This is a genomic window from Pseudobutyrivibrio sp. YE44, from assembly GCF_900104335.1.
Taxonomy (GTDB): Bacteria; Bacillota; Clostridia; order Lachnospirales; family Lachnospiraceae; genus Pseudobutyrivibrio.
Genome location: NZ_FMXT01000002.1, coordinates 539,432 through 552,878, shown reverse-complemented (window position 1 = coordinate 552,878; position 13,447 = coordinate 539,432). Strand labels below are relative to the sequence as shown.

The 13,447-nt window shown below is 35.4% G+C and carries 7 protein-coding genes and 1 tRNA gene; 7 read left to right on the top strand and 1 reads right to left on the bottom strand.

Annotated features, from left to right (window positions below; translation table 11 throughout):
• The first annotated feature begins 17 nt into the window (after positions 1 to 17).
• From BLR54_RS06565 to BLR54_RS06540, 6 genes are all read left to right on the top strand, one after another.
• On the top strand, positions 18 to 887 hold the full coding sequence (locus BLR54_RS06565) for a hypothetical protein (RefSeq protein ID WP_090418431.1): 870 nt from the start codon (positions 18 to 20) through the stop codon (positions 885 to 887).
• Between the two features lie 111 nt (positions 888 to 998).
• Positions 999 to 1,082 (top strand) — tRNA-Leu (locus BLR54_RS06560).
• Between the two features lie 484 nt (positions 1,083 to 1,566).
• Entirely contained in the window at positions 1,567 to 3,720 is a 2,154-nt protein-coding gene (locus tag BLR54_RS06555) for a zinc-ribbon domain-containing protein (RefSeq protein WP_176761873.1), read from the top strand.
• Positions 3,721 to 3,873: 153 nt separating this feature from the next.
• Complete coding sequence (locus tag BLR54_RS06550; protein ID WP_090418423.1) at positions 3,874 to 6,636, top strand: zinc-ribbon domain-containing protein; 2,763 nt, start codon at positions 3,874 to 3,876, stop codon at positions 6,634 to 6,636.
• A 117-nt stretch (positions 6,637 to 6,753) separates the two neighbouring features.
• A complete protein-coding gene (locus tag BLR54_RS06545) occupies positions 6,754 to 8,532 on the top strand; it encodes a hypothetical protein (RefSeq protein WP_090418420.1) in 1,779 nt (592 codons plus the stop codon).
• Positions 8,533 to 9,480 carry a hypothetical protein gene (locus BLR54_RS06540; protein WP_090418417.1) on the top strand — a complete coding sequence of 316 codons (948 nt, stop codon included), beginning with the start codon at positions 8,533 to 8,535 and terminating at the stop codon, positions 9,478 to 9,480.
• Between the two features lie 229 nt (positions 9,481 to 9,709).
• Here BLR54_RS06540 and BLR54_RS06535 read toward each other — a convergent pair whose 3' ends face one another.
• The gene (locus BLR54_RS06535) at positions 9,710 to 12,343 is read right to left on the bottom strand and encodes a hybrid sensor histidine kinase/response regulator (RefSeq protein ID WP_090418414.1); all 2,634 of its coding nucleotides are present in this window, start codon (positions 12,341 to 12,343) and stop codon (positions 9,710 to 9,712) included.
• Between the two features lie 166 nt (positions 12,344 to 12,509).
• Between BLR54_RS06535 and BLR54_RS06530 the strand changes: the two genes are divergently transcribed.
• Positions 12,510 to 13,223, top strand: coding sequence for a LytR/AlgR family response regulator transcription factor (locus BLR54_RS06530; RefSeq protein WP_176761872.1), 714 nt, complete (start codon positions 12,510 to 12,512; stop codon positions 13,221 to 13,223).
• The last annotated feature ends 224 nt before the right edge of the window (positions 13,224 to 13,447 follow it).

The window sequence follows — 13,447 nt, the reverse complement described above, 5'->3', positions numbered from 1 at the left end:
AAATGGTTACATAAACAATGAGTGAAAAAACAGATTTAAAAATAATTGCAGTATTAATAATATTTATTTTTGTGTTGTTGATAGGGTGGGGCATAATATCACATCGAAGTATATTTACTGTAGATAATGACAAGTTTCCAAAAAATTGGTATATTTTCTGGGCGTATAGAGAAGATAGTGATATTAAATTCCATGAAAACGGTTTATTGATAAACTTATGTTACTACAATTATTTTACTGGCAAAGATGTTTCTATTGAAGAACTTGAAGATGTATATTTACAAGAAAATGAAATGTTTAGATTCTCAAAAAATAATGAGTTATATGATGATTATGTTGATTCGATTCATAGAATTCATAGCGAAGACCTCGACAATATAGAGAAAGCATTTAACAATCTTGCTTTGAAAGAAAAAGAGGAGTCTTATTTTGACTTATCATTTGATGATGCATGTTCAATTAGAGATATTTATTTAAAGCAACAAGAATTGGTTTCAAATTATTATTCAAATGACAGGATAATGCTTTGCAATTTAACGGAAGAGCAACAAGAAGAATTTTATAAACTATATAAGGATTCTAACTACAAGATTGATGATTCCATAATGAAAACAAATGAGCCGTTTTCAGAATATAAGCATTATGAGTACGAGGGCTTGATAACAGAAATAAAAAAAGACAAAGTTAGTATAAATGTTTTTGATGGAAAAAAGGTTATATCCTATTCTGGAACATGTAGAAATATACATGTAAAGGAAGGAGATTATGTGTATTTCGACTTCTATTTATTTACACTTGGAACAGAGACTGAATGGACAGGGATAGAATTTGAACATATTGATAAGAAAAAAAGACCTGCTGATTTTGATGAAAAGAATTACAAGTAATAGTTTTTATCAATCATAGCTGGCTAGGTGGATTACAACAAATAATTGTCCTCTTCTTTTTAATTTTCTTGTTGAAAATAGAAGCCCCTTTTAGTATACTAATCTTCGGACGCCGGCATGTCGGAATTGGCAGACGAGGCAGACTCAAAATCTGTTGATGGCAACATCGTGTGGGTTCAAGTCCCACTGCCGGCATCGAAAAAATACCTCTAGTAGAACTAGAGGTATTTTCTTTTTTTTTGACTTTTTAGCAGAAACATGTTAATGTATAAGCAGCTAGAAAAGTGATTATTTTCAAGTTGTACAAAAACAAAACCCTAGAGAGTGGCCGCTCTCTAGGGTTTTTTCTCATTTTATACGGTTGAGCATCCGCTAGGCTAATTGTCGCTGTCATCTCCATCTAGCCATTTGCAAATGTAGTAGCCGACTACAGATGCTGCGACGGAGATCAAAAAAGTGATTATTAGTTCCAAGTCGTACACCTCCTTTCTGCTGTCAGAATGGAGTTGCGACAACGTATGATATTATAACAGCTATAATGAGAATACACCATGATAAAAATTGATTATTTCATTTTCAGGAATTATTATGATGTTTATTAGATGTTGAGAAATTAATGTTAGCTACATATCGTGGTGATTCCTAATATTTATACATGTTTATAATTGGTATGGAGTATATGGAAAAGAAATCATTACTAAGTGAATATCCAGAAGTTGCTAAAGAATGGGCTTATGATTTGAATGAAGATGTGCGACCTGAGGATGTTGCGCCTCAATCAAATAAGAAGTACTGGTGGAAATGTAATAAGGGGCACGCATATCAATGTGCGGTCACAAAGCGCACCTCTAGAAATAATGGTTGTCCGTTTTGTTCTAATCATCAAGTACTTGCAGGATTTAACGATTTTGCGTCTTTGAATCCTGATTTAATGGATGAGTGGCTATGGGAAGAAAATGATAAAGCTGATATTAATCCAGAGGCGATTACTTCAGGGTCTGCAACAGTGGCTTGGTGGAAGTGCAAAACTTGTGGAAGTACTTGGCAAGCTTCTATTGTTAATAGAGCAAGAAAAGGTAGTGGATGCCCTTATTGTGCAAACCTGAGGGTAAAAAAAGGATTTAATGATTTGTTGAGTCAGCGACCTGAAATCGCTGGCGAGTGGGATTATGAAAAGAATGGAGAATTATTACCCGACGAAATAGTCTACGCTTCTGCAAAAAAAGTCTGGTGGAAATGCAAGGACTGTGGAAATTCTTGGCACATTTCACCAAACAACAGAACAAAGACAGGATGCCCATACTGTCAAAATCTTAGAATTAAAGTTGGTTATAATGACTTAGCGACAGTTTGCCCAGAATTAATGGATGAATGGGATTATGAGAAGAATCAGAAATGCGACCCGTTGAAAGTGGGGAAAGGTTCTGAAAAGAAGGTCTGGTGGAAATGTAATAAGGGGCATAGCTGGAAGGCGCAGATTAATACAAGAGTAAGAGGGAATTCATGTCCTATTTGTTCGAATAAACAAGTGTTAGTTGGATATAATAATTTGTTCTTTACAAATCCTGAGCTGAAGAAAGAATGGGATTATGAAAAAAATACAATTGACCCTGATACTATCACAGCTGGTTCAAACGCCCGTGCATTTTGGAAGTGCACAGAATGTGGTAATTCTTGGAATGCTATAGTTTATTCAAGAACCCATGGTGGTAATGGAACGGGCTGTCCAGAGTGTTCTTTGGAACGAGGGAAAATACTTCGATTGAGAACAATGGCAGAAAATAATCCGTTATTTGAACAGTATCCTCATTTACGTGATGAATGGGATTATGAAAAGAATGCTAAAATTGATATTTCAATCATTCCTGCTTCGTCTAATAAAAAAGTATGGTGGAAATGTAAAAAAGGTCATTCTTTTAAACAGCAGGTAAACCAGAGGACATCAAAAAAAGCAAACTGTCCTTATTGCGCTGGGCAAAGAGTTATTTCAGGCGAAAATGATTTGCAGACACTCAATCCAAAACTTGCTGAAGAATGGGATTATGAAAAGAATGCCCCTTTAACTCCTGATAAGGTTTTATCTCATGCTGCGAAACATGTATGGTGGAGATGTCCTATATGTGGAAATTCTTGGAAGGCAAAGATTAATAACAGGGCACATGGTAGAGGCTGCCCTTCTTGTAATAACAACGGGACATCTTTTGTTGAACAAGCTATTTTTTATTATATGAAGAAAGTATTTCCAGATGCTGAAAATAGATTTATTGTGGATGGATATGAATTAGATATATTTGTACCGTCAAAGAAGTTGGCTATTGAATATGATGGCTCGTATTTTCATTCCGTGTCTGGCGCCATTGAACGAGAAATTAAAAAAGATAATTATTGTAAAAATAATGGTATTCAGTTAATAAGACTTCGTGAGAAGCCATTAGAGCACACGTTGAATGCTATGAATTTATCATGTGATTGCACAACTTGGGAATTGTTAAAAGAAACTTGTACTGATTTATTTAATTATTTACAAGTAGAAAGAGCTTTTGAAATAGATATACAAAGAGACTATCATGAAATTCTTGAATCAAAAGTATCTTTGATTAAAGAAAACTCTATAGCAAAACTATACCCAAATCTTCTTCAGGACTGGGATTACGAAAAGAATTATCCTCTTCTTCCTGAGTATTTTACAAAAGGTTCGAGAGTAAAAGTTTGGTGGAAGTGTGCTAGTGGTCACTTGTGGCAAGCAGCGATTGCGAATAGATGTGGTGGCTCAGGTTGTAGAAAGTGCTACGAACTAAGACGTGCCAGTGGTTATTATAAAAGAAAGAAATGATTATAGGAGCTCCTCGGGGGCTCCTATTTGTTAAGTTGTTATTATCTCTCATTCGCTGATCTCTTACGAGAAGCGAATGAGTTACATTTGATTCATTCTTTTGTGATATCATTTATATATATATATATATACATTGGAAGGGATGTATTGTGCATGGGTGCTAATTCTTTGATTGATAAATATCCGGAAATAGCGAAAGAATGGGATTATAAATTGAATGTGGGGATAACACCCGACAAAGTTGCGCCTCATTCGAATAAGAAGGTTTGGTGGGTTTGTGATAAAGGTCATTCATACGAGGCGACTCCTGATAAAAGAGTTGGTCGAGGTCAAGGGTGTCCATATTGCTCTGGAAAAAAAGTTTTGTCTGGTTTTAATGATATAGCCACAGTTTGTCCTGAGTTATTAGTTGACTGGAATTATGATAAGAACACACAATACACTCCATCTCAGCTAACAAGGGGCAGTAATAAGAAGGTTTGGTGGAAATGCCATTTATGTGGATTTGAATGGCAAACAAAAATGAATGATAGAAAATCAGGAGAACGAGGTTGTCCGCAGTGTGCGGATATCAAGCGAGTTAAATCATATAGAGCTACTAGATTACTTAACGAGAATAATCGTTTCGCTGTTCAATATAAAGAACTGTTAGAAGAATGGGACTATGAGAAAAATCAAGATTTAAAGCCGGAAGAATATTCTTCTAATAGCGGGCTAAAAGTTTGGTGGGTTTGTTCGACATGCGGCAATAATTGGATAGCTTCGATTAAAAATAGAGCTATAAATGGAAGTGGTTGTCCCAAATGTAGGAAACATGTCAGAACGTCATTCCCTGAACAGGCGATATACTATTATTTACAAAAGTATTTTGAAGATGTGGAAAATAGTTGTAGGTCGGTATTTTCAGACTATAAAAAAGGGCGTGGTTTATTAGAACTTGATATTTACATCCCATCATTAAAAGTAGGTATAGAATATGACGGCGTAGCATGGCATAAATCTGCTAACCAAATTGAAAAAGGACGTTTGAAGTATTCTTTATGTAAGGAACGAAATATTAAACTTATCAGAGTATCAGAGTTTGATATAAACATAGATAATTATTGTGACTGCTTGATACATCGAGAGCAAATTGATGAAGAATCTTTGAACGAAGTGATTAAAAGATTATTAGATATTCTTCAAGTAGACTATTCTAAAGATACTATTGATGTAGTTGAAGATAGAGGAAATATCATGCAACAATTCATAGAAGTTTTGCATGATAAGTCTATTTCTGTTAACCATCCTGAAGCAATTAAAGAGTGGGATTTTGAGAAAAATAAGAACATCACTCCAGATATGGTTAACTTTACTTCGAATAAAAATTATTGGTGGATTTGTTCATTAGGTCATTCTTTCAAAGCGTCACCTTCAAACAAATTTAGCAGTACGGCTAATTCTTGCCCTTATTGCACAAATCATAAGGTGTTAAGCGGATATAATGATATGATTACGCGTTATCCATATTTAGAGAATGAATGGGATTTTGAGAAAAATGATGTAAAACCTAACGAAATAATGCCGGGGTCTCAGAAAAAGTATTGGTGGAAGTGTGACAAAGGACATTCCTATTTAATGTCTCCCAATAATAGAGTATTCGGACAAGGAAAGTGCCCAATATGCATTGGATTACGAGTATTGAAGGGATATAATGACTTGCTTTCACAATATCCTAGTGTAGTGGAATGGTGGGATTACAATCAAAATAAATCAACATCCCCAGACAATGTATATTATGGTAGCAATAAGTGTGCTTGGTGGAAATGCGATAAAGGACATTCATTTAAAAAATCGATTAGACTGATGGTTAATAGTAGGTGCTGTCCTATTTGTCTAGGTAAAACATTTGTAAAAGGCGAAAATGATTTAAAAACTAAGTACCCCGAAATTGCTGATGAATGGGATTATTCGATGAATAATGATAAAAGTCCAGATAACTATAAGCCAACATCATCTGAAGCTGTATGGTGGAAATGCAAAACATGTGGTAATTCATGGAAGGCAAAAATAGTGGTTAGAGTTTCAGCTAATACAGGTTGTCCTCTCTGTGGTTACGCCATAAAGCTAAAAGAAACCGTAAAACAGCGAAATCAGAGTTTGGGAAATACTTTGGCATTGAAATTTCCAGAAATAGCTAAAGATTGGGATTACGAGAAAAATGGAGATTTGACACCAAATGATATTGCTCCTCACAGCAATGCTAGAGTATGGTGGAAATGCTCCAATGGGCATAGTTATTACGCTCTGGTTGATAGTAGAACTGGTAAGCGGAAAACAGGTTGTCCTTATTGTTCGGGGAAAAGGAAACTACATAATTTGACGCAGACTCATCCTGATTTGTGCAAAGAATGGGATTATGAGAAAAACAAAAAAGGTCCCGAAGAATATGGAAAAAACGATAATAAAAAAGTCTGGTGGAAATGCGCTAAGGGACATTCTTTTGAATCATTCATTTCAACACGAGCGTCTGAGCGATTTAACAGTAAGTGTCCAATATGCACGAATAAAAAGGTATTGAAGGATTTTAATGACTTGGCAACAACAAATCCTGACCTTGCTAGTGAGTGGGACTATGAGAAGAACAGCGATTTGAAACCAGATATGGTCGTGGCTGGTAGTGCAAAAAAAGCTTGGTGGATATGCAAAGACTGTGGATACTCATGGTATGCTACTATTTTAAACAGAAATGCAGGTCGCGGATGTCCTTCATGTCGAGAAAAGAAACGTGGAAAGCCAGTACGATGTATTGATACAGGAAAAGAATATTTTTCTCTTAAAGAAGCATCTGAAGCTATGGGAGTTACCATTCCATCTTTAAGATATGCATTAAAAAACAACACGAAATGTGGTGGATACTATTGGAGTTATATTTAATTATGTATGCAGTGCGCTTTTTGCGCACTGTTTTTATATTTAGAATTATTCTTCAATTGATTCGTATATGCGATATAATAATTTGAGAGTCATACAAAATACAAAGGGAGTATTAACATGGGAAAAATAGTCAAATCTGTTCACGACAAATTATTTGTTGGGGACACAATAACAATTAATCATTTAGACTGTACAATTGACTCTGGGATGATTATTGGAACGGCAAGTAATTGTTTCAGGATGCTAACTTATACCTATGACAATAGTAGAATGAATTTTTTTGCTGAAATTAACTCTGGCAAAGGAGTTTCGGTTTCTAGTGAACAAATGAAAGCGGTTACTAATATAGAGCGTGCACTTTATTCAAGGATAGGTGCAACAAGCACGCCAGATATTTACCGTTACAAAAATGCATTGGATACAAAGGGATTGGTTCATGCCTATGAGAGCTTGAATACTGTTGGTACAACTATAGAAGATTCTTGTTTAATCGTTAATGATATCGAGTATCCACTTTCTTTTTACACTGCTTTTACGTCAGTATCAGATGGCGGAATGATTGTAGGGCTTTCCATAGATGATAATAATAAAGAACTATTAAATCTTGGGTTATATACAGATTGTAGTTTTGAACTAAAGCTTGAAAAAGAGATTGTTAGATATTCAGGTAATATCGTTAGAATACAAGTGGTAGATAGTGCTTTTGTCTTCTATATTCATCCCTATCCGATGGAAATTATTCAATCGTCTAGATGCGGAAATATGACATGCGAAAATGGTATTCATCCGTTTAAATTTGTGGAGTTTCTTGTGAATACGGCTGATAGTGGAGTGACTGAGGTTGCATTTCCTGAATCATATGCTGCGAAAGATGAGGATTATATAATTGTGGGTGTTATAAATAATCTTCAAGTAGATATACAGGATTTAGTAATAGGTTCAGTACGGATAGGCAATGTAACGACGTCAAAGAATTTTGAAGAAGAATTCTCTAAAATTGAAGGTGAAAAGACTGTTGTTTGGGTTAATGTTAAGGAAACTTCATTTTATAAGGCCTATGAGAAAGGTAAGAATCTTCTTAGCTATGCTTGTGATTTTATCTCTCTAGCTATAAAAAATGATATGTTCACTGATTGGTATGGAACGGATGGACAAAAGAATTGTGTTTGGGATGTTTGCGCCCATACTCCAAACATAGAATTAGATACATTGTTTTATTTGGAAAACTGTTTAACAGGTGAATCGATAACCTTTGATGACAAGAAAAAACTATCTCCTACTTCAATAATAATTAATGAAGAATCCGAATCACTATTTGAGAAGGATTGGATAGATGCCTTTTTTACAAAGATACAAGAATGTGATAAGAAAAATTTGAGATTAGAGTATGCAATCAAATGGATTGTTCAGGCTTGGAAGACGGATGATAAGTATGACAAATTAATATATTGCTCTACGGCTTTAGAATTTATTATAAATGGCGAAACAGGATTGAATATTTTTGACGAGCGTTCATTAGCTGTTCGTGATAAGAAATTTACGGATGAGGAACGTAAAGCTTTAATTGACAGTATTATTGAAAAGGCTGTAATTAATGATATTGTAGGCTTTTCTGAAGAAGATTTGAATTCGTTGAATGCAAGTATAGGAAACATGATTAGAAACAAGTTAACTGAGACCAACTTCAATACAAAGCTAGGGAACTTAATTAATAGGTTAAATATTCCTATTACTGAAGATGAAAAGAAATTGCTTGTGGATTTACGAAGTACAAGAAATAAATTAATACATGGTATAACTATGCGCTATATTACTACAATAGATGCAAAAAAAATATGTGGTATTACTTCTAGAATACTAATCTATAAAATCAGAGCTACATTGGAGGGACAATAAATGAATGTTTTGGAGTATTCAATTAAAGTTGGAAAAGAGTTCAGAAAGACAGATGAGGGGAGAAAACTTTTAGATATAGTCAATCACGTTGAAGAAAAGTATCGCGGTGATTTTCAATATGGGGTTTATAAGCAGTATGTTGAATCTAAGGTTAACAGATTTTATTTTTCATCGTATAGAGTTATATACCAAACTTTATTGAATGTGCTGAATGAGGACGACAATCCTGAAAAAGATTTTTTGGTAAATATAGCAAATATGGTTAGGGAAGATGACCTTTTTACCGAGTTGGTAAATGCTTCTGATGAAGTATCACGGCTATTTGATATAGTTGCACACGGTTGTCTTGTTGGTGAAGATATAAGTGATAAGATACCAAAGAACTGGAAGTTTCGTATTACAAATTCAATCTCAAATGTAAAACTAGCAGTTGATAGAACGTTAATGAAGAAAAGTTTTTCTCTATATAATAATACAAATCGTGGGTTCTTATATAAAGAAAAAGCAAAGGAATACTTTGATTTTAGAGAAAAAAATAGAGTTCTCCCATTTTCAAAGGAATCAATTGCCATAATGAATAATTTTACAGAGCTTTCGGATGAAGAAAAGATGCTCTATGAAAAAATGTTTTTAGTTAGAGAGGCGATTAATCAAGGTATTTTCTTTGGGTTTTATGGCAGGATTCATGAAATAAGTGAAAAAGATTTTTTGCACGAAATAGCATTGGAAAAATCTCAGTTAAAAGAAATTGCCTTAGTTTCAAGTGATATTAGGACTATGGGTGATGAAGCTTGGCTATATAAGGTATATTGTGGTGATGAACACTTATATTATATGGCACATTCTAAACAGTTAAAGGGAAATAGCGTTGATAACAAAGCAACTATCTTAGGTATTGTATATCCCAAAGATGACCGTAGGTTATTTGAAGACACTATTGTTAGTTAAATGAGTCATGGACTAGTCGTGGACTTGAGTCGTCGATGCCACTTTTACCTTTCTAAAGTATTGATTTTAGTGGGATGTTTAAACATCCTGCAGCTTCAAGTCCCACTGCCGGCATCAGCAAATATAAAAGCAGTTAGCATTTATGCTAGCTGCTTTTTATTTGCCACGAACAGCCCATCGCCGAAGGCGATTTTCAAATGGGCTGTTCTTCCCGTTCTTCCCGTTCCTGTCACACAACCCCCTTCATCTTCTCAATCAACTCCCCATACTTCTCCAGTACCTCAGCATGATGCTCCTTCACATAATCGTAGTTTTCTTCCTTCACCGCTGCATCAATAGCCTTGGCAATCACCGAAAGCTCGGTGGCGCCGATGGTAAGAGAGGTTCCCTTAATAGAGTGGATAGCAATTTTATAGTTTGGCCAATCCTCATTTTCAAAGTATTCCTGAAGGGCCTTGCACTTGTTGTCAGTCACAAAGCGCTGAAGAATTTGAATATAAAAATCTTCATCACCGGCAGCAAATTCTAGTCCGGCCTTTGTATCGAGAAAGTCTAGTTTGTCAAACAGCTCTTTGTTCTTTGGTGTCGATGTATCTGAATTCGTATTTACGATATTTGTATCTGAACTAAGTTGATACTTATCGCTAGGTAAATATTTGACTACCATATTTTCAAGCGATAGCGGACGAATTGGTTTTGATAAATAATCGTCGAAGCCATCCGCTAAATATTTTCTGTCGGCACCCATGGTTGCATTGGCTGTAAGCATGATGACAGGAGTATGAAGGTTTGGTCCGTTAACATCATCCTTAAGCTTCTTTAAAACTTCTATGCCATCCATCTCTGGCATCATATGATCCAAGAAAATAATATCGTATTTATTATGCTTCATTAATTCCAAAGCATCTTTGCCATTTAAAGCGCAGTCAATTTTCACGCCAGTCTTTTTCAAAAGACCGGTAAAGACATCCAGGTTCATCTGAACATCATCCACGGTAAGAAGACGAGCATCCTTGGCAGTAAAGCTTTCTTGGTATTTCTCACCAGAACCAGCGCTGAAGCGCTCTTTGGTTTCACCTACCGGAGCGTAATCATAAACCTCAAATGGTATTTTTAAGGTGAAGGTCGAGCCTTTGCCGTAGGTACTATCTACATCGATGGTTCCATGCATAAGTTCAGTAAGATTTTTTACAATGGCAAGACCAAGTCCCGTTCCTTGAATTGTATTATTTCTAGAAAGCTCAAAGCGTTGGAAATTCAAAAACAACTTTGGTATATCCTCTGGTTTGATACCTATTCCACTGTCTTTTACCGCCATAATGAGATTAATCTTATCTCTTCCAATTGCCTCGAAGTTTACCAAAATGTTAATGGTTCCATATTCAGGAGTGTACTTAACAGCATTTGAAATAAGGTTCGTGAGAATCTGTTTCAGACGAACCTCGTCACCTCTTAAAATGCTTGGGGTGGCCTGGTTGCAATCCAGATAAAAGTTCTGCTTCTTGTTTTGGGTAAGATTTAAGAACATGTTGTAGCTGTCATTTAAAACTTCCCCTATGTTAAAGTCGTCGGTAACCAGCTCCAGCTTACCAGATTCAATTTTCGAGAAATCCAAAACGTCATTTATAAGCGAAGTAAGATTTCTAGAGGCAACATTTATGTTATCAGCATATTTTAGAATGGTTGGGTCTGAGCACTCTCTAAGAATCAGCTCATTCATACCTGAAATAACATTAATAGGTGTACGAATCTCATGGGAGATGTTGCTTAGGAAATTACTCTTGGCATTGTTGGCTGCCTGAGCTTCTTCAATCAGTCTGTTTTCCTCTGTAAGATCTGTGGCAATAAGGATGTAACACATTGGCTGGTTGTTTTTATCCATTTTGCAGGAGAAGTTTACCAGTACAACTTTCTTTGTTACGTTGGCAGTAAGACGATAATCGATGGCGATACCTTCCTTGGATTCATTAAACATCTTCATTGGCTCGCCACTTTGCAGGTCAAAAATTTCCTTAAGACGAATGCGGTGAGGTTCTTTATCCAAGCCTAAAAGCTTGTTTGCGTAGTCGTTTGAAAGATTCAAATGGTAGTTAGTGTCAAATACAAGAAGTCCTGTTCCTAAGGTGGAAAAAATATCTCTACTTATACTGTTGACGGTAATATAAAATACCATGTAATTATTGGCAGAAAGATAGAAAACAGAGAATGCCAGGAACACACCAACGCAATAAAAGGCATGAATAAACGGTACATCATGCATGGCTATAAAAAAGTCCGGAATTGATGAAGCCGCAAAAATGAAATTAGATAAAAAGGCAAAGAATACAAGTCGTTTATCACGACGGTACTTTACCTTTAAAGCCCAAATGACACCAATTGATAAAAGGCAAATTGCGATGACAACCATATAGCAAATATGGAAAAGGTATCGATAAGGGTCGTTGCTGACATAGATTGTGTAGTTGTCATATCTGACGAAGGTCAGGGTGTCAGGATGTCCATAGATAAAGATATCCAGCAAGTCCGCAAGAATCGTCACCACAATAATAAATATTTCTGCAGCGCGACTAATACCTAAACAGCTGGTGATTAGAATGACTTCTGCAAGAATATAGATATCAATGCCGGCTAATCCCAGAACTCTAAATAGATAGGCGTAGGTTATATTGGAACTTAGTGACATTGTGGCATAACCGATTGAGCATAGTCCATTTCCTAAAGCAAGAAGGAAGACCGCATATTTAAAGAATCCCTTTGTATTTTTCTCACGAGTCAGGAAACTGCAACCGAGATGTATAGAGGTGGTTCCGCCGATTAAAAGTATAATATTAATATATATCATGAAGTCTTTGATAAAAGCCATTATGTTCACCTTAATTGTGTATGTATCGTTATATATTTTAACAGTTACAAATAATATTCATTAATATTATATATAATGTTTATACAATTTTCATTATCATACAGATAAATTTGTGGTATTATAGCAAATAAGAAGAAATATGCGACTTTGCATACGGGGAGGCAAGATGAGAGTAGCAGTTATTGATGATGAAGGCTTATTTAGAATGCAGCTGAAAATGATGGTAGAAAAGGTCGCTAGTGCAAGAACTCTTCAGTTTGATGTGGAAGAGTTTGAATCAGGCCCAGCTTTTATAGAGGCCTTAAAGGACCGTCGATTCGACATCGTTTTTATGGACATCTTTATGCCAGATATGGATGGCATCGAAACAGCAAAAAAGCTTCGTGAACTTTCTGAACGAACATTTCTAATTTTTATGACTGCATCTGATGGACATTATCCAGATGCATTCTCGCTCCATGCTTTTGATTACATTACAAAGCCATTTACAATTGAAAGAATTGATTTGTTGATTTCTGAAATTGTGGAACACACACCTATAGATGCAATTTTCATAAAGATTTCTGTGGGTGCTGTGGATGAGAGAATTTATCTGAAGAATATTATTTCTGTAACCACAGACGGCCATTATCTTGAGATTCACAAGGATGACGGAACAACCTCTAGAGTGCGACTAACCTCCGGAGAGTTCCTAAGTATGGCAGGTTCAGATAGACGCTTCATAATGATCAACAGAGGTATTATCGTGAACATGGATTTCATAGATAGAGTTGATGGAGCGGATGTGTACTTGGATGACAGAACTGTTTATCCTATATCAGCAAAGAAGGTTGCAGATATAAAACAGAAGATTCAGGACTATCTTTTCAATGCTCAATAGAGATTTATAATCCATAGTGAGAATTAAGATTTAGAAGATTTTTAAAATCCTCAAAAATTTAATAGAGTCTAGTAAAATATTGGAAGACGCAATACTTTTTGTCAAAAAACGTCAGTTTTTGCCAAACGTATTGCGTCTTCTTCTGGTTTTGTTAAAGTATATAACGAAATACACTATAAAAATTAGGGTAACTATAGGGAGACGCTAAACTAAGAAGGACAAAT

What these genes read in the sequence shown, in the direction of transcription:
- BLR54_RS06565 (WP_090418431.1), top strand. Translation starts at nt 18, where the DNA reads ATGAGTGAAAAAACAGATTTAAAAATAATTGCAGTATTAATAATATTT.
- BLR54_RS06555 (WP_176761873.1), top strand. Translation starts at nt 1,567, where the DNA reads ATGGAAAAGAAATCATTACTAAGTGAATATCCAGAAGTTGCTAAAGAA.
- BLR54_RS06550 (WP_090418423.1), top strand. Translation starts at nt 3,874, where the DNA reads ATGGGTGCTAATTCTTTGATTGATAAATATCCGGAAATAGCGAAAGAA.
- BLR54_RS06545 (WP_090418420.1), top strand. Translation starts at nt 6,754, where the DNA reads ATGGGAAAAATAGTCAAATCTGTTCACGACAAATTATTTGTTGGGGAC.
- BLR54_RS06540 (WP_090418417.1), top strand. Translation starts at nt 8,533, where the DNA reads ATGAATGTTTTGGAGTATTCAATTAAAGTTGGAAAAGAGTTCAGAAAG.
- BLR54_RS06535 (WP_090418414.1), bottom strand. Translation starts at nt 12,343, where the DNA reads ATGGCTTTTATCAAAGACTTCATGATATATATTAATATTATACTTTTA.
- BLR54_RS06530 (WP_176761872.1), top strand. Translation starts at nt 12,510, where the DNA reads ATGAGAGTAGCAGTTATTGATGATGAAGGCTTATTTAGAATGCAGCTG.